Source organism: Testudinibacter sp. TW-1 (genome assembly GCF_050613185.1).
Classification (GTDB): domain Bacteria; phylum Pseudomonadota; class Gammaproteobacteria; order Enterobacterales; family Pasteurellaceae; genus Chelonobacter.
The window spans coordinates 411,804-428,689 of the sequence record NZ_CP192511.1 but is presented as its reverse complement, the minus strand read 5'-3'; the positions used below and the strand labels follow the sequence as shown (position 1 = coordinate 428,689).

16 protein-coding genes are annotated in these 16,886 nt (G+C 36.8%); 15 read left to right on the top strand and 1 reads right to left on the bottom strand.

Going from position 1 to position 16,886, the window contains the following annotated elements; all coding sequences use genetic code 11:
• The first annotated feature begins 82 nt into the window (after positions 1–82).
• The 3 genes from ACQ31U_RS02080 to lnt all read left to right on the top strand — a co-directional run bounded on the left by ACQ31U_RS02080 (position 83) and on the right by lnt (position 4,142).
• Positions 83–1,507 (top strand): sucrose-specific PTS transporter subunit IIBC, encoded by a 1,425-nt coding sequence (locus tag ACQ31U_RS02080; protein ID WP_431053441.1) that lies wholly within the window; start codon positions 83–85, stop codon positions 1,505–1,507.
• A 148-nt stretch (positions 1,508–1,655) separates the two neighbouring features.
• Positions 1,656–2,546: a CNNM family magnesium/cobalt transport protein CorC gene (gene corC / locus ACQ31U_RS02075; protein WP_431053439.1), complete on the top strand. Its 891-nt coding sequence runs from the start codon at positions 1,656–1,658 to the stop codon at positions 2,544–2,546.
• Positions 2,547–4,142, top strand: a complete 1,596-nt coding sequence (lnt, locus tag ACQ31U_RS02070) for an apolipoprotein N-acyltransferase (RefSeq protein ID WP_431053437.1) — start codon at positions 2,547–2,549, stop codon at positions 4,140–4,142. It begins immediately after the preceding gene.
• 64 nt (positions 4,143–4,206) lie between these two features.
• Here the strand turns inward: lnt and infA are convergent, their stop codons facing one another.
• Positions 4,207–4,425 (bottom strand): translation initiation factor IF-1, encoded by a 219-nt coding sequence (infA, locus tag ACQ31U_RS02065; protein ID WP_034612205.1) that lies wholly within the window; start codon positions 4,423–4,425, stop codon positions 4,207–4,209.
• Positions 4,426–4,785: 360 nt separating this feature from the next.
• Between infA and rffG the strand changes: the two genes are divergently transcribed.
• The 12 genes from rffG to ACQ31U_RS02005 all read left to right on the top strand — a co-directional run bounded on the left by rffG (position 4,786) and on the right by ACQ31U_RS02005 (position 16,834).
• A complete protein-coding gene (gene rffG / locus ACQ31U_RS02060; protein WP_431053435.1) occupies positions 4,786–5,850 on the top strand; it encodes a dTDP-glucose 4,6-dehydratase in 1,065 nt (354 codons plus the stop codon).
• A gap of 18 nt (positions 5,851–5,868) precedes the next feature.
• Positions 5,869–6,144: a hypothetical protein gene (locus tag ACQ31U_RS02055; protein WP_431053433.1), complete on the top strand. Its 276-nt coding sequence runs from the start codon at positions 5,869–5,871 to the stop codon at positions 6,142–6,144.
• Positions 6,125–6,532 (top strand): type II toxin-antitoxin system VapC family toxin, encoded by a 408-nt coding sequence (locus ACQ31U_RS02050; protein ID WP_431053431.1) that lies wholly within the window; start codon positions 6,125–6,127, stop codon positions 6,530–6,532. The genes ACQ31U_RS02055 and ACQ31U_RS02050 overlap by 20 nt, the downstream gene beginning before the upstream one ends.
• Before the next feature lie 13 nt (positions 6,533–6,545).
• Positions 6,546–7,418, top strand: a complete 873-nt coding sequence (rfbA, locus tag ACQ31U_RS02045) for a glucose-1-phosphate thymidylyltransferase RfbA (RefSeq protein ID WP_431053429.1) — start codon at positions 6,546–6,548, stop codon at positions 7,416–7,418.
• Positions 7,418–8,293 (top strand): dTDP-4-dehydrorhamnose reductase, encoded by an 876-nt coding sequence (rfbD, locus tag ACQ31U_RS02040; RefSeq protein ID WP_431053427.1) that lies wholly within the window; start codon positions 7,418–7,420, stop codon positions 8,291–8,293. The genes rfbA and rfbD overlap by 1 nt, the downstream gene beginning before the upstream one ends.
• A gap of 19 nt (positions 8,294–8,312) precedes the next feature.
• Positions 8,313–8,885: a GTP pyrophosphokinase gene (locus ACQ31U_RS02035; RefSeq protein WP_431053425.1), complete on the top strand. Its 573-nt coding sequence runs from the start codon at positions 8,313–8,315 to the stop codon at positions 8,883–8,885.
• The gene (rfbC, locus tag ACQ31U_RS02030) at positions 8,882–9,427 is read left to right on the top strand and encodes a dTDP-4-dehydrorhamnose 3,5-epimerase (protein WP_431053423.1); all 546 of its coding nucleotides are present in this window, start codon (positions 8,882–8,884) and stop codon (positions 9,425–9,427) included. The genes ACQ31U_RS02035 and rfbC overlap by 4 nt, the downstream gene beginning before the upstream one ends.
• A complete protein-coding gene (locus ACQ31U_RS02025) occupies positions 9,421–10,212 on the top strand; it encodes an ABC transporter permease (protein WP_431053421.1) in 792 nt (263 codons plus the stop codon). The genes rfbC and ACQ31U_RS02025 overlap by 7 nt, the downstream gene beginning before the upstream one ends.
• Positions 10,209–10,958, top strand: coding sequence for an ABC transporter ATP-binding protein (locus tag ACQ31U_RS02020; protein WP_431053419.1), 750 nt, complete (start codon positions 10,209–10,211; stop codon positions 10,956–10,958). The genes ACQ31U_RS02025 and ACQ31U_RS02020 overlap by 4 nt, the downstream gene beginning before the upstream one ends.
• 128 nt (positions 10,959–11,086) lie before the next feature.
• The gene (locus ACQ31U_RS02015) at positions 11,087–13,285 is read left to right on the top strand and encodes a glycosyltransferase (RefSeq protein ID WP_431053417.1); all 2,199 of its coding nucleotides are present in this window, start codon (positions 11,087–11,089) and stop codon (positions 13,283–13,285) included.
• An 8-nt stretch (positions 13,286–13,293) separates the two neighbouring features.
• Positions 13,294–13,758 (top strand): NAD-dependent epimerase/dehydratase family protein, encoded by a 465-nt coding sequence (locus ACQ31U_RS02010; RefSeq protein WP_431053415.1) that lies wholly within the window; start codon positions 13,294–13,296, stop codon positions 13,756–13,758.
• Positions 13,759–14,491: 733 nt separating this feature from the next.
• Positions 14,492–16,834 (top strand): glycosyltransferase, encoded by a 2,343-nt coding sequence (locus ACQ31U_RS02005; protein WP_431053413.1) that lies wholly within the window; start codon positions 14,492–14,494, stop codon positions 16,832–16,834.
• Positions 16,835–16,886: the final 52 nt, after the last annotated feature.

Here is a 16,886-nt window from a genome sequence, read left to right as displayed (position 1 = left end):
TTAAAGTAATAGCGTAACTAAAACGTTTTAGTTAAAATCGCACACATTGTAATCAATGACTCGAACAAACAAGGAGAGAACGATGGATTTTCCAAAAATTGCCCAACAGGTAATCGAAAAACTGGGTGGGAAAGACAATATCAGCGCCTTGGCGCATTGTGCGACACGCTTACGGATCGTATTAAAGGACGAAAGTGCGGTCGATAAAGAAGCGATTGAGAATATTGACGGCGTGAAAGGACAATTTTCCGTTGCCGGACAATATCAGATTATCTTCGGTTCCGGCACCGTGAATAAAGTGCATGCGGAAATGAGCGAGCTGTTAGGCATGGGCGATATGACCAAAAGCGATGTCGCGGCGGCCGGAGCGCAAAACCAAAATCTGCTGCAACGCTTGGTAAAAGGCTTGGCTGACATCTTCGTACCGATTATCCCGGCGATCGTTGCCGGCGGTTTGTTGATGGGGCTTGCCAATGTGTTTATGGCAAAAGATCTGTTTGTTGAAGGGATGTCGTTAATTGATACCCATCCCGAACTGACCGATTTGGCAGCGATGATCAACACTTTCGCCAATGCGCCGTTCGTATTTCTGCCGATTCTGATTGCGTTTTCGGCGACGCGTAAATTCGGCGGCAACCCGTTCTTAGGGGCGGCGTTAGGGATGTTGTTGGTTCACCCGGATTTAGTCAATGGTTGGAACTATACCAGTGTGGTTGCCGAAGGTAAGCTTGCCTATTGGAATATCTTTGGTTTCGATATTGAACGCGTCGGTTATCAAGGTTCGGTATTGCCGGTATTGGTTGCGTCTTGGATTTTGGCAACCTTGGAAAAAGCGTTGCGTAAAGTCGTGCCGTCGGTGCTGGATAACTTGTTAACCCCGTTATTGGCGCTGTTTATTGCCGGCTTTTTAACGTTCAGTTTTGTCGGGCCAATCACCCGTGAAGCCGGTTTCTTATTGGGAGCCGGGTTAACTTGGTTATATGATACGGCGGGCTTTATCGGTGGCGCCCTGTTTGGTGCGTTGTATGCCCCGATTGTCATCACCGGTATGCACCAGACCTTTATTGCAATTGAAACGCAGTTGTTGGCAGATTTCGCCACGACCGGCGGTACTTTCATTTTCCCAATCGCAGCGATGTCGAATATCGCGCAAGGTGCGGCGTGTTTGGCGGTGTTTGTGATTATGAAAGATGTAAAAACCCGTGGGATCGCCTTGCCGTCAGGTATCAGTGCGCTGTTGGGAATCACTGAACCGGCGATGTTCGGGGTCAACTTACGCTACCGCTATCCGTTTATCGGCGCGATGATCGGGGCGGGGTGTGCCAGTGCATTCGTGGCGTTATTCAATGTCAAAGCCCAAGCGCTCGGCGCAGCCGGTTTACCGGGCATTATCTCGATTAAACCGAATGACATCAGTATGTACGTCATTGGGATGTTAATCTCTTTCGTGGTTGCATTTTCAGTTACGATTGTCTTGGGCAAACGCGCACAGAAAAAAGCCAAGTAACACGCGAACATTCGCTTAAAGAAAAGCCAACCAAACTCAAAGTGCGGTTGGTTTTTTATTATGTCGACGGCAAACGGCTGGCGAAGCCTGATAAAATATGCTAGTTTGACAAAAATTATTTTTAATAACCTAACGTGATAACACATTTATGAGTGACGAACAGACAACAAACGACAATCCGGAGCCGAGTTCGAAAAAAGGTTTTTTCCAGTCGCTATTCGGCGGCTTGTTTCAAGGCGAATTGAAAAACCGTGAAGCGTTGGTCGAAGTCATCCGCGATTCCGAACAGAATGAGCTGATTGATCAAGACACCCGCGAAATGATTGAAGGCGTGATGGAGATTTCCAAACTGCGGGTGCGTGATATTATGATTCCGCGGGCGCAAATTGTGTTTATCAACAAAGAGCAATCGCTGGATTCTTGTCTTGATGTGATTATCGAATCGGCGCACTCGCGCTTTCCGGTGGTGAGCGACGAACGTGATAACGTTGAAGGCGTGCTGTTGGCAAAAGATTTATTGCCGTTTTCACGTAGTAACGCCGAAGAGTTTGATATGTCGCTGATTCTGCGCCCGGCGGTGATTGTGCCGGAAAGCAAGCGCGTGGATCGGATGTTGAAAGAGTTCCGCTCCGAACGGTTTCATATGGCGATTGTGGTCGATGAATTCGGTGCAATTTCCGGCTTGGTGACAATTGAGGATATTCTTGAGCAGATTGTCGGCGATATTGAAGACGAATTTGACGAAGAAGAAGCGGCGGATATTCGCCAGCTTTCACGTCACACTTATTCGGTGTCCGCATTAACCGATATTGAAGATTTTAATGAAAAATTCGGTACTCATTTTGAATCGGAAGAAGTCGATACCATTGGCGGCGTGATTATGCAGGCTTTCGGCTATTTGCCGAGCCGGGATGAGGAGATTGAACTGGAAGGCGTGCAATTCAAAGTGGCGTCTGCCGACAGCCGTAAGATTATTCAATTACGGGTGCGGGTGCCGGATGAGATTATGCCGGATACTGATCAGACGGAAAATAGCTAAATGCGTATTTTGTTCTGCTCTCCGTTAGTGAAAATTATCCTCAGTTTGTTGCTGGGCGCCAGCGGTGTTTTTGCCTTTGCACCGTTCGATTTTTGGGGCATGGCGTATCTCAGTGTCGGTGGCTTGATTGTTCTTGCGACACAAACCTCGCGTAGAACCGCACTTTATACCACTTATTTCTGGGCGTTGGGTTTCTTTGCGTTTGGCATTAATTGGATCCACGTCAGTATCAATTTATTCGGCGGCGTACCGTTATTATTGAGCTATCTGGCGGTGCTGTTGCTTGCCGCATACTTAGCCTTATACCCGTTGCTGTTTACTTATCTGGTGCGGCGTTTTCAGGTGAAAAGCGCGGTGATCTTCGCCATTCTGTGGACATTTACCGAATTTTTGCGCGGTTGGGTGATGACCGGTTTTCCGTGGCTGCAATTCGGTTATTCGCAAATCGACAGCCCGTTTTTCGGCATAGCGCCGCTGTTTGGCGTGCAAGGATTAACCTTCTTTGTGGTGTGGATATCGGCGTTGTTTGTGACAAGCTTCAAGGCATGGAAAAGTCACGCGAAAGGTACAAGTGTCAGTGCATTGTTAGTGTTATTCGTCGTGGCTTCGGCGGCGTTTTATGCGGGGAAAAACCACGATCCGCAAATTCATCTCAGCACAATCAAACAAGACCCCAAAATACTGAAAGTCACCTTAGTGCAGGGAAACATTGAACAAAACCTCAAATGGGATCCGAATTATCTCAGCAATACGATTAAGATTTACCAAGATTTGATTGCACCGCACTTGGGCAAAAGCGATTTGATTATTCTGCCGGAGGCGGCGATTCCAACCTTGGAAAACCAAGTGCCGACCTTGCTACAGAATTGGCAAACGGCGGCACAACAAAGCGGCAGCGAGCTGATCGTCGGCACGGTTTACCATGACGTGCAAACGGATCGTTTTCATAATTCGGTAGTGGTATTAGGGAATCCGCAGCAGCCTTATAGTCTTGAAACCGACAACCGTTATAACAAACACCATTTGGTTCCGTTTGGCGAATATGTGCCGTTGGAAAGTCTGTTGCGCCCGCTGGGAACGATGTTTAATTTGCCGATGTCGAATTTCAAGCAAGGCGACTATTTGCAAGCGCCGCTAAAAGCCAAAGGACTGAGTTTGACCACGGCAATTTGCTATGAAATTACCTTGGGCGGCCAGTTACAGCAAAATCTGAAACAGAACGGAAAAACCGATTACATCTTAACGGTTTCGAATGACGCGTGGTTTGGGGATTCCATCGGACCTTGGCAGCATTTCCAGATGGCGCGAATGCGTGCGTTAGAAAACGGCAAACCGGTTATTCGCGCGACCAATACCGGGGTTACCGCCTTTATCGGAGCCCGCGGAGACGTGTTGGCGCAAGCGCCTCAATTTGAAGCGACGACCTTAACCTTTGATTTGACATTATCACAAGCAATAAACGCAACGCCTTATTTAATGCTCGGCGATAAACCGCTTTATATTATCTCGCTGGTATTGCTCATCTTGCATATGCTGACCGCACTTTTACGCCGCAAGCTGTTACAACGGGCTTGCGTCAGTAAAGAAGGGGACTAGGGAGAAAGGCGCTGTCTTATACTTATAATAAAGCGGCAGCGCTTTTTCGAGAAAAAGAGAGAGATTAACGGCTACGGAAAATAATGCGCCCTTTACTTAAATCGTAAGGTGTTAATTCCACGGTGACTTTATCGCCGGTTAAAATGCGGATATAGTTTTTACGCATTTTGCCTGAAATATGCGCCGTTACCACATGACCATTTTCCAATTCAACCCGAAACATGGTGTTTGGCAAGGTTTCCAAAATCGTGCCTTGCATCTCAATGCTATCTTCTTTAGCCATTCATTCCTCTGAAATTTTTAATCTTAAATACAGTCGACAGGCAACAACGAATACCGCACTTTTGTCGGTTATTTTAAGTTCGTTGCCGTTACAAAGCGCAGATTATACCCGTATCAACTGCATTCGAAAAGCGTTTATTTTTTATTAAATCACTTAGATAATAATAATTATTATTTGTAAAGTTGTATGGAGTTTTATTTAATAAAAAATGGTTTTTTAAATGAAATTCTTATAGAATAATCTAGACTTGTTCGTGGATAATCTATTAAGATCGCAAGATCGCAAGATCGCAAGATCGCAAGATCGCAAGATCGCAAGATCGTAGATCATTCTCTATTCACATTTTGAAAGCAGGTATTTATGAAAATTCTAGTTACTGGTGGGGCTGGCTTTATCGGTTCTGCTGTGGTGCGTCATATCATTAATCATACCCATGATAGCGTTATCAATGTTGATAAATTAACTTATGCGGGTAATTTAGAATCGTTGGCAAACATTGCTGAAAATCCACGTTATGCCTTTGCACAAGTCGATATTTGTGACAAGACCGCACTTGAGCGCGTTTTCCGGCAGCATCAACCCGATGCGGTGATGCACCTTGCAGCAGAAAGCCACGTTGATCGTTCGATTGACGGTCCCGCCGCTTTCATTGAAACCAATATCGTCGGCACTTATACCTTGCTTGAAGTGGCGAGAGCCTATTGGAGCGGTCTTGATGAAACTCGCAAATCCGCGTTCCGCTTTCATCATATTTCCACCGATGAAGTGTATGGCGATTTAGAAGGCACGGACGATTTATTCACTGAAACAACGCCTTATGCCCCAAGCAGCCCCTATTCCGCTTCCAAAGCCTCAAGCGATCATTTGGTGCGTGCGTGGTTGCGCACTTACGGCTTCCCAACAATTGTGACTAACTGCTCTAACAATTATGGTCCTTTCCATTTTCCTGAAAAACTGATTCCATTGATGATCTTAAATGCGCTCGATGGTAAGCCGCTGCCGGTTTATGGTAATGGCATGCAAATTCGCGATTGGTTGTTTGTGGAAGATCACGCACGTGCACTGTATAAAGTGGTGACAGAGGGCGAGATTGGCGAAACCTACAACATTGGCGGACACAATGAAAAAGCCAATATTGAAGTAGTGAAAACCATTTGTAACTTATTAGAAGAACTTGTGCCTAATAAACCGCAAGGTGTAGCGCAGTATCAAGATTTAATCACCTACGTGACTGACCGCCCTGGACATGATGTGCGCTATGCGATTGACGCAGCCAAAATTGGGCGCGAGCTAGGCTGGCAACCACAGGAAACCTTTGAATCCGGCATTCGTAAAACCGTGGAATGGTATTTGAATAATAAGAAATGGTGGAGCCGAGTGTTAGATGGCTCTTATCAAGGTGAGCGTTTAGGGTTATCATCTTAAATTATTAAGGAGGTACATATGCAACAAATTATTCCGGTTTTAAGAAATGGCAATCAACGTATTATCATCTTGCCGATTGAATATGATGTGGATGAAATGTATTTATATAGTGATCATAAGGGAAGTTTGACACTATCCTCTCAACCTTTTAACCAAGATATTGCTCCATCAAACAATCGTCGAAATTTTGGTTTTATGAAAGGAAAAATTCAGATACCAGATAATTTTGATGAAATTTATTCAGATGAAATTGCTGAAATGTTTGAGGGAAAATATGAAAATTCTACTCGATAGTCATATTTTGATTTGGTATGCGCAAGGAAATATAAAGAAGCTAAAACCTGAAAGTATTGATTTATTAACAGATTTACAAAATGAATTGTATTTCAGTATTGTGAGCATTTGGGAAATTGCGATTAAGTCAAATTTAGATAAACCGCATTTTATTATTAACCCTGAAGAGCTTGTTTTACAATTAAAAGAGAATGGTTTCAAATTGCTACCATTGATTCCTGAACATATTTTTCATTTGAAACAATTGGAATATATTCATCGAGATCCCTTCGATAGAATGTTACTGGCACAGGCAGAGACAGAAAGCTTATATTTTATTACGGCAGATCAGACAATTTTAAAGTATGAAAAATCATTTTTACCTAATGCAAATATTTTAGCAGATTAATTGGGTATTTTATATGAAAGGGATTATTTTAGCCGGCGGTTCCGGCACGCGTTTATATCCGATTACCCGCGGCGTATCGAAACAACTATTGCCGGTTTACGATAAACCGATGATTTATTATCCGCTTTCGGTATTGATGTTAGCGGGTATTCGTGACGTTTTAATCATCACCACCCCGGAAGATAACGACAGTTTCAAACGTTTATTGGGCGACGGTAGTGATTTTGGCATTAATTTGCAATATGCGATTCAAGCCAGTCCCGACGGTTTGGCACAAGCATTTTTAATCGGCGAAGAATTTATAGACGGCGACAGTTGCTGTCTCGTGTTAGGTGATAATATCTTTTTCGGGCAATCATTCACACCGTTATTGCAAAGTGCGGTCGGCAAAGAAACCGGCGCAACCGTGTTTGCTTATCAAGTGAAAGATCCGGAACGTTTTGGCGTGGTCGAATTTGATAATAATTACAAAGCCTTATCAATTGAAGAAAAACCAACGCAACCGAAATCAGACTGGGCGGTGACCGGTTTATATTTTTATGACAACCGCGTGGTGGAATTCGCCAAACAGGTTAAACCTTCTGACCGTGGCGAACTGGAAATCACCTCGATTAATCAAATGTATCTGGAAGACGGCTCGCTCAATGTTCAATTGTTAGGACGTGGTTTTGCCTGGCTCGACACCGGCACGCACGAAAGCCTGCACGAAGCGGCTTCGTTTGTGCGCACGGTGCAACACATTCAAGATTTACAGGTGGCTTGTTTAGAAGAAATCGCATGGCGTAATGGCTGGCTGACCACAGCGCAAATATTGGAGCTAGCCAAACCGCTAAGTAAAAATGAATATGGGCAGTATTTAATTCGCTTAGTCAAGGATGGAAAATAATGGCAAAAATTTTAATCACAGGTAGCCGTGGGCAAGTGGGAAGCCACTTGGTTGAGCAACTCACAGGTAAGGCAGAAATTTTAGCGGTTGATCGTGAAGAATTAGATATTACCGACCGAAGTGCGGTATTCGAAACCGTCAAAACTTTTCAGCCCGATGTGATTATTAATGCCGCAGCACATACCGCGGTTGATCGTGCGGAAAGTGAAATTGAGCTCTCGCAAGCGATTAATGTTAATGGTCCAAAATATCTTGCCGAAGCCGCAAATGCAGTGAATGCCGCAATTTTACATATTTCTACGGATTATGTATTTGATGGGCAGGGCAGTGGTGAGTATCTCGAAACGGATCCCACCGATCCGCAAGGTGTCTACGGTAAAACCAAATTAGAGGGTGAAATTGCCGTTCAACAATACTGTGAAAAATCGATAATTCTACGCACTGCTTGGGTGTTTGGCGAACATGGTAATAACTTTGTGAAAACCATGCTACGCTTGGCAAAAGAGCGCGACACAATAGGTATAGTAGGTGATCAGATTGGCGGACCGACTTATGCCGGTGATATTGCCGCCACAGTGATTACTATAGCTAATAAAATTATTCATGATGAACAAGTAGAGTTCGGTGTTTATCACTATACTGGCAAGCCTTATGTGAGTTGGTTCGAATTTGCGCAAGCCATTTTTGCTGAAGCGGAACAGCAAGGTACTCTGGTGAAAAAACCTGCCTTGAATAGTATTACAACAGCGGATTATCCAACTCCCGCAAAACGCCCGGCAAATTCACGTTTAAATTTAGATAAAATTAACCGTACTTTTGGGATTAAACCAAGCGATTGGCAAAAGGCGTTAAAAAATATTAAAGCGTATGGCTAATTTTACTGGTATCTAAATTATGCTAAAAAAAGTTGAAAGATTAATAGATGAAATAAATAAAGTTCATCTTGCGTTTTCAGAAGATTATTTTGAAACCGAAAAAATTGAAAAGGTAAATTTAAAGCATACTTTTGATAAAGTACCGGTTGAGCATATTTTGGCTTACCGCCTGAATTTACACGAATCAATCAATGATTATCTTTATCGAGCCGATTTATATGATATTGCCTATTTTTATCGGGTAAAAACATCAGAATCTATCTTGGATAAAATTGAACGATTCAAACAACGTAGCGAAGGTTTTCCGGTTAACAGTATTTTGAATGATATTTTTGGCGCAAGAGTTATCGTGGATACTGATGATATAACGAAAATAATGGATAACTTAGATGTTTGGAAAGAAAAATATGGCTTAAAAAATTGGTATTTAAGAGATAAAGAGGAGTATATTGGTATCCATATTTACTTTAAAAATACCAGCAATTTCTATTATCCCTGGGAATTACAAGTTTGGGATAAAAAAGATGCGGAAAGAAATATTCAAAGTCATAGAAAATATAAACGAAATTTTGTGAAGCAAGGATCAAAATGAAAATTATTGAAACCACAATTCCTGATGTCAAACTGCTTGAACCACAAGTTTTTGGTGATGAGCGCGGCTTTTTTATGGAAACTTTTCGCGATGAGTGGTTTAAACAAAACATTTGCGACCGCACTTTTGTTCAAGAAAATCATTCGAAATCAGTAAAAGGTGTGCTGCGTGGTTTACATTACCAAACTGAGAATACGCAGGGTAAATTAGTGCGGGTTATTTTCGGTGAAGTTTTTGATGTTACCGTTGATTTACGTAAAAATTCACCAACGTTTGGCAAATGGATTGGTGAAATTTTATCGGCTGAAAATAAACGCCAACTCTGGGTGCCGGAAGGCTTTGCGCATGGCTTTTATGTGATGAGTGATGAAGCTGATATACATTATAAGTGTACGGATTACTATAACCCAAAAGCCGAATATTCTCTTTTGTGGAATGACCCAACAGTTGGAATTGAATGGCCGTTAGAGGGTGAACCGAGTTTGTCGCGAAAAGATCTTCTAGGTAATGAATTAAGCAAGGCGAAATTATTTTTATGCTAAAAAAATTAATAGATAAATTTAAACGGTTTTATGCTTTTGATGAACTGTTAAAGCAGTTGATCATAAGAGATATTAAACTTAAATATCGTAGAAGTTATTTAGGTTATTTATGGAGTATTCTAAATCCATTAATGTTGATGGTCGTATTAGTTATTGTATTTTCCAACTTATTTCGGTTTGATATTCCTAACTTCCCTGTTTACTTATTGACAGGACAAATATTATTTGGTTTTATGGCAGAGGCAACAAATATCTCTGTTTTATCAATCGTTGGCAATGCTTCATTAATCAAAAAAACATATGTTCCAAAATATATTTTTACAATTTCCAAAGTTGGAAGCTCTTTAGTTAACTTAATTTTTTCACTAGCAGCATTATTACTTGTCATGCTGATTACAGGAACTCCATGGTCTTGGGCTATTTTAGCTATTCCTATAATTTTATTGCAATTATTTATTTTCTGTCTCGGGTTAGGATTATTTCTTGCAGCAATAACAGTTTTTTTTCGAGATATACAGTATTTATGGGGCGTTTTTGTGACCATGTGGATGTATCTAACGCCAATATTTTATCCAATCACAATTATTCCGGAATCTTATAGATTAATATATACAACGATAAATCCAATGTATCAATATATAGAACAGTTTAGAGGTGTTATTTTATATGCAAAAATACCCGATTCTAGTACAATGCTATTAGGTAGTATTTTAGCACTTCTCATCTTATTTTTTGGGGCTTGGTATTTTAATAAACGACAGGATAGTTTTATTTTATATATATGAAAAATAGTGATACTGTTATTAAAGTGTGCAATGCCACAGTTCGCTTTAATAAATCAACAGAAAATTATAGTGGTTTAAAGGATTATGTAATAAAAATGCTAAAAGGGCAATTAATGTTTGAAGAGTTTCTGGCATTAAAAGACATTAATCTCGAAATAAAAAGAGGAGAGTCTTGGGGGCTGTTGGGCGTTAATGGATCGGGAAAATCCACATTGCTAAAATTGATTTGCGGTATTTTAACCCCTTACAAAGGTAGCGTTGAAGTAAATGGTACTATTGCCCCATTAATTGAACTAGGGGCTGGCTTTGATGGGGAGTTGACTGCTAAAGAAAATATCTTTCTAAATGGGGCACTACTGGGGTATAAAAAATCTTTTATGGAAAAGCATTTTGATGAAATTATTGATTTTGCTGAATTAGAAAATTTTATCGATACACCAATAAAAAACTTTTCATCGGGAATGGCATCGCGTTTAGGGTTTGCAATTGCAACAATTGTTAAACCAGATATTCTTATCGTTGATGAAGTATTGGCTGTAGGTGATGCAGCATTCCAAGAAAAATGTAAAATACGAATGAATAATATGTTGTCAGATGGAACAACATTGCTTTTTGTATCTCACTCTATAGAACAAGTAAATGAGTTATGTGAATATTCAGTTTTACTTCAGCATGGATCTATAATTGAGTCTGGAAGAAGTAATTATGTTTCTCAATTGTATAATGATTTAATAAAAATAGTCTAATTGAACTGAACTGAACTGAACTGAACTGAACTGAACTGAACTGAATAATACACGGGATGAAAATACTTTTTTAAAAAATAAAATTGATTTTTTACATAAAGTTATTAAAAGAATTGTTGGAGAATAATATGAAAATTTGGTTTTTAACATCTGAGTTTCCACCAAGTTTTGGTGGTGGTATATCTACTTATATTAAGCAAATTTGTTTAGGGCTATCTCAGCTTGAGCATGAGGTTACTGTAATAACTAGAGGTGACTCAGATGAAGTAGAGAATATTAATTCTAATTATCGTGTGCTTCGTTTTAAACATATGGAGCATCCTATTTACTCAGCTTTGGGATATTGGGCTGCCTTGTCATATCAAATTTCTGATGTTGTTGAAGGATTGATTAAAAAAGAAGGTAAACCAGATTTAATAGAAGTCCAAGAATATAATGCTTTAGGTTATTATCTTTTTCAACGCAGATTTGCCTTAGAGGATTGCTTTCAAAATTTAAAAATAGTTGTTCATATGCATACACCGATATTTGAACTAATGAAAATTAATCAAGAACCTAGATATAAGTTCTCAAATTATTGGATTGGGCAAATGGAAAAGTTTGCTATTAATAGTGCAGATGCGTTATTAACTCAAAGCCAATTTTTAGCCAAGAAAATTCGAGATGAATTAGATATTAAGAATTCGATAGAAATTATTCCATTACCATTTGATGAAATAAGAAGTAGTACTAAAAATATTGAATATGATTTTTTATATATAGGTAGGTTTGAATATAGGAAAGGTGTTGTTCAATTACTTAGTCATATTTCAAAAATGTGGGAAAATAATATAAAATTTAAGCTCTGCATGATTGGTGGAGATACATTCTTTTATCCTAAACAAGTATATTTGAAGAAATACTTACTGGAAAAATATTCTAAATGGATAGAATTGGGTTATTTGGTAGTTAAAGACAATATGCCACCAGAAAATCTACATCATGAAATTAGTCAATTGAATGTTGTTATTATACCATCCCTGTATGAAAACTATCCTTATACTTGTGTCACCTCAATGATGTTAGGGAAGCCTATTTTAGCATCTATAAGTGGTGGGCAAGCTGAAATGGTTGGTAATGATAGGACTGCTGGTTTTATATTTGATTGGGATAAGCAAAATTCTTTCGAAAATGAGTTGCAAAATTTCTTAAATTTAGACTTGAAAACTATTAAAGAGATGGGGGAAGCGGCTAGGAATAGAGTAATGGCATCATCTCTTTTGAGTAATAATTTAGCTGTTCGTATTTCTTTTTATCATAAAGTTATCGATAATGCTACGGAATTAAATTTTCCAGAACCTGAGTATATAAAACGATTAAAGCTTTCGACTCCAGTTTTAAAGAATTCATATAACAATAAGAAAATATCAATAATAATTCCTTACTATAATTTAGGAGAATATATAATTGAAACACTGGAGTCGGCTCTATCTTCTGATTTAGAGGATTTTGAAATTATTATTGTTAATGATGGTTCTACAGATTTAGACTCTTTGCAGAAGCTTGAGGATATTAAAAATAATTTTATTGGATATGATATAAGAGTTATAAATATTCAAAACTCAGGTTTAGCTAATGCTAGAAATGTTGGGGCAGTAAATGCAAAAGGAGAATATATTACATTTTTAGATGCAGATGATCTTGTCTATAAAGATTTCTATTCTAGCGCTATAAAAATACTGGATAGATTTACAAATATTTCATTTGTATACTCTTGGTTAGAGTATTTTGAAAATGGAAAAGGGGTATGGCCAACTTTTAATACAGAGTTGCCATTTATGTGTTGTGCAAACATGTTGTCAGCATTCTGTATTGTTCGTAAGAGTGACTTCTTAGAGTTCGGTCTTAATCATTCAAATATGGAGTATGGTATGGAGGATTATGATTCTTGGCTTGCGATGGTATCAAATGGTTGCATCGGTTTTTCTATCCCTAAAGTGTTGGTTAAGTATAGAGTTAGACATAATTCTATGTCCCGACAATTTAATAAAAATATGATTTTATATCTATATGATATTCTTTCTAAAAATAATAACCGACTCTATAAAGAATATGGTAATGAAATTTATAATCTAATTTCATCTAATGGTCCAGGTTATTTTTGGAATAATCCGACTTATGAATTACCACCTTTAGGAATTGCTAATGATAAACAAGACCTGTCAGGAATACAGTATAGTATACAAAATCTTCGCTATAAAAATGAGCTAATAAGAATTGCAGAAAGTAAAATAGGAAGTTTTTTATTACGAGCACTATTTAAATTAAAAATTAATAAACTGTTCTAAGAGGTGTTATGATTATTGGTAGAGGAATGCTTGCTAAAGCATTTAATAGTTATGTATCTACTGAAGATGTAATTATTTTTGCTAGTGGAGTATCTAATTCTAATGAAGAGAATTCATCATCTTTTACTCGAGAGAGAGAGCTGTTACGTCATACAATCAGAAATAATCCAGCGAGTCTAATTGTTTATTTTAGCACTTGTAGTATTTATGATTCGACACTGCAAAATTCAAAATATGTATTGCATAAATTATTGATGGAGCTCATACTACAAGATGAGTGTGATAGATATTTAATATTTAGATTACCACAAGTTGCAGGGAGGACAAAAAGTCCAACCATTATTAATTTTATTTATAATAAAATTAATAATGGAGAGGAGTTTAGCGTTTTTAGTAAAAGTAAAAGAAACATAATAGATGTTGATGATGTCTTTAAAATCGTTGATTATATTTTAAAAAAAATTTATTTATGAATTTAATAATAAATTTAGCCTCGCCACTATATACAGATATTCTTGAACTAGTATCGATTCTAGAAAGGTCTCTTAACAGAGAGGCATATTATAATATTGAAGATAAAGGTTCAAGCTATTATATTGATATTTCCCAATTAAATGATATTTATAGTACTCTCGGTATAGTTTTTGATGTGGATTATGTGTCCAAAACGATAAATAAATATTTTATTAAGTAAAGCACACTTCTTTTTTATTATTAATATTATTAGTAGGCTGTCATAATATCGATATTGAACAACAAATTATAAATGTTTTGAATCAAGATATTGTGCCGGATAGAATTATTATTTTAGATGATTGCTCATTAGATAATGTTATTTAAATCCTTGATTTGTGAAGGGATTTAAATAATGCAATTATAATTTCTAACTCATTTTAACAAGAATAAAATTAAAGTTGTTAAGAATTAATAGAAAAATTAGTAATATTTTTTCTTCTCAAAGATTAATGGATAATGTTTTTAAATATGATTAGATTATCTATAAAATTGTACCCAAGAAATATGTAACATAAAAAGCACATTATTGAATATTATTATTGATTTTCTTAATCATTAATTATATGGACACTAAAATCTATACACATATAATCAGCGGATTACATTGCTTACTTGATTTCTTCTATACTATAGCAAAAATCAACAAAGCGATAATATGAAAGGAGCTAGAAAGGTTTTTCTGGTTGGCATATGAAAAAAAATACACTCGTTAGTCATAGTGCTAAAAATCATAAAATTAAAATAAGGGCAATTATGTATAATATTGTCTTTTATTTTAAAGCTAGTAAAGCTGAATTGTATTATGGCTTAAAATACAATCAAGTTAAATTTAAACTTAAGGAATTAATATATAAAATTGGATTTTATTTAAAGCACAACCATTCAAAAATATATTATAATTTTTTTTTGCCGTTTAAATCAAGTTTGAAAGGAGTCTATTTTAAATATTTTGAAATTAAAAGTAGGTATATAAGGATAAAAAAAATTAATGAATATTTATTGGTTAATGAGTGGAATTTGAGTGTTAAAAATAATGGCTTAAGCAATACTCTAATTTCAATTATAGTCCCTAACTATAATTATGAGCAATATCTAACAGAAAGGCTTGATTCAATTTATATGCAAACACATAAAAATATTGAAGTCATTTTGTTAGACGCTCATTCTACAGATAACAGTCGTGATATTCTTCTCAAGTATAAGAATAAATATCCAGATATTACTACGACTATCTTTAGTGAGAAGAATGGTGGTGGTGTTTTTCAACAATGGGCTAAAGGATTAGCGCAAGCTAAAGGAAAATATATCTGGATAGCAGAAAGTGATGATTGGTGTGAGAAAGATTTCATTGAAAAACTTATTCCTGCTTTTAGTGATCAAGCTATAATGCTTGCTTTTGCTAAAAGTGATTTTATTCAAAATGGGATAAAAATTAATAGCACTGAACAGTATTTAAATGATATTGAATTGCCATGGTATCGTTCTTTTTCAATAAGTGCAAATGATTTGGTGAAAACTGCATTTTCTATTAAAAATATCATTCCAAATGTTAGCAGTGTCATTTTTAGAAATGTGGGAAAAATATCTGGTGAAATTTTTTCACAGTGGCACAATTTCAAATTGTGTGGTGATTGGTTATTTTATATAGATTTTATTAAGGGGGGGGCTGTTCATTATAGTACGGAGACGAAAAATTATTATAGAGTACATGAAAAAAGTACTTCTTTGAAAGTTCAAGGTTCCGAGCTATATTACGAAGAGCATGAAAAAATAGCGATTTTTTTAGAAAAAAACTATAAAATCCCTAAAAGTAGTCATGAAAAACATTTAAATGAGTTAGAGAAGCATTATGTTTCTTATTGTGGGGGAGATGATATTAAGGATGTATCAAACTGGTTTAATTTAAATAAGATCTATGATAATAAAAATGAAAGGCGACCTAATATCTTAATTTGTATTTTCTGCTTAGATATTGGTGGTGGCGAAACATTTCCTATATTTTTATCAAATGAATTAAAGCGGTTGAACTATCCGGTAACAGTTTTAGATTGCCAATTAAGTCATTCAAACGAGAAAGTAAGAGAGATGTTGGATCCGTCTATTCCTTTAGTTAGATTGTCGAATATGTCAGAGCTAAGAAAAATTATTGATACATTAAGCATAGATATAGTTAGTACTCACCATGGAAGTGTAGATGAGATAATTTCACATTTTGTGGATAAAAAAGATAAAACACCTAAGCATGTGATTACTTTGCATGGAATGTATGAAGCTATTGATAAGAATGATCTCCAGCGCCTCTTGAAAAGAGTCGAACAGAGCTGCTCTTCATTTATATATATAGCAGATAAAAATTTACCTCCTTTTATCGATAATAATTTTCCTAATATGGAAATATTCCATAAAATTGGAAATGGTTTACCTTATTATACTGGTAATAAATTAGATAGAAGTATTTTAGGTATTAGTGAAAATGCATTTATTGCATGCATTGTGAGCCGAGCTATTCCTGAAAAAGGTTGGATTCCTGCTATTGAAGCTGTGACTTTAGCTAGGATTAAGACAGGAAAGGATATACATTTAATATTAGTTGGCAGTGGCGAGGTATATGATAAGTTATTGGGTAAGGTACCTGAGTATATACATTTAGTTGGTTTTCAAAAAAATGTACGAGATTATTTTGCTACTGCAGATATTGGGTTGCTTCCATCAGAATTTCAAGGTGAAAGTTTCCCATTAGTTATTATTGAATGCTTATATTCAGGTAAGCCGATGGTAGCAAGTAATTTAGGAGAATCTAAAAATCAACTGAAAGATGAAGATTCTAATCTAGCTGGTATTATCTTTGATCTAAGAGATGGTAAAGTACAAATAGATGAGTTAGCTGATATAATTTCTGATTTAGTAATGGATAAAGAATTGTATAATAAATTACAAAGTAGAGTATTTTCAGCAAGTAAGAAGTTTTATATAGAGTCTATTGCTAAAGAATATTTAAAAGTATTTGATTACGCATTAAAAGAGAATATATAGATAATTTAATGCTTTTGGGGATTATGAATTAAATAAAATTACTTAGAATACA

Excerpts from the sequence above, each read along its gene's own strand:
- ACQ31U_RS02005 (WP_431053413.1), top strand. The coding sequence starts at position 14,492 with ATGAAAAAAAATACACTCGTTAGTCATAGTGCTAAAAATCATAAAATT.
- infA (WP_034612205.1), bottom strand. The coding sequence starts at position 4,425 with ATGGCTAAAGAAGATAGCATTGAGATGCAAGGCACGATTTTGGAAACC.
- ACQ31U_RS02055 (WP_431053433.1), top strand. The coding sequence starts at position 5,869 with ATGCAACAAATTATTCCGGTTTTAAGAAATGGCAATCAACGTATTATC.
- ACQ31U_RS02035 (WP_431053425.1), top strand. The coding sequence starts at position 8,313 with ATGCTAAAAAAAGTTGAAAGATTAATAGATGAAATAAATAAAGTTCAT.
- rfbD (WP_431053427.1), top strand. The coding sequence starts at position 7,418 with ATGGCAAAAATTTTAATCACAGGTAGCCGTGGGCAAGTGGGAAGCCAC.
- ACQ31U_RS02050 (WP_431053431.1), top strand. The coding sequence starts at position 6,125 with ATGAAAATTCTACTCGATAGTCATATTTTGATTTGGTATGCGCAAGGA.
- ACQ31U_RS02010 (WP_431053415.1), top strand. The coding sequence starts at position 13,294 with ATGATTATTGGTAGAGGAATGCTTGCTAAAGCATTTAATAGTTATGTA.
- rffG (WP_431053435.1), top strand. The coding sequence starts at position 4,786 with ATGAAAATTCTAGTTACTGGTGGGGCTGGCTTTATCGGTTCTGCTGTG.
- rfbC (WP_431053423.1), top strand. The coding sequence starts at position 8,882 with ATGAAAATTATTGAAACCACAATTCCTGATGTCAAACTGCTTGAACCA.
- ACQ31U_RS02015 (WP_431053417.1), top strand. The coding sequence starts at position 11,087 with ATGAAAATTTGGTTTTTAACATCTGAGTTTCCACCAAGTTTTGGTGGT.
- rfbA (WP_431053429.1), top strand. The coding sequence starts at position 6,546 with ATGAAAGGGATTATTTTAGCCGGCGGTTCCGGCACGCGTTTATATCCG.
- ACQ31U_RS02080 (WP_431053441.1), top strand. The coding sequence starts at position 83 with ATGGATTTTCCAAAAATTGCCCAACAGGTAATCGAAAAACTGGGTGGG.
- corC (WP_431053439.1), top strand. The coding sequence starts at position 1,656 with ATGAGTGACGAACAGACAACAAACGACAATCCGGAGCCGAGTTCGAAA.
- ACQ31U_RS02020 (WP_431053419.1), top strand. The coding sequence starts at position 10,209 with ATGAAAAATAGTGATACTGTTATTAAAGTGTGCAATGCCACAGTTCGC.
- ACQ31U_RS02025 (WP_431053421.1), top strand. The coding sequence starts at position 9,421 with ATGCTAAAAAAATTAATAGATAAATTTAAACGGTTTTATGCTTTTGAT.
- lnt (WP_431053437.1), top strand. The coding sequence starts at position 2,547 with ATGCGTATTTTGTTCTGCTCTCCGTTAGTGAAAATTATCCTCAGTTTG.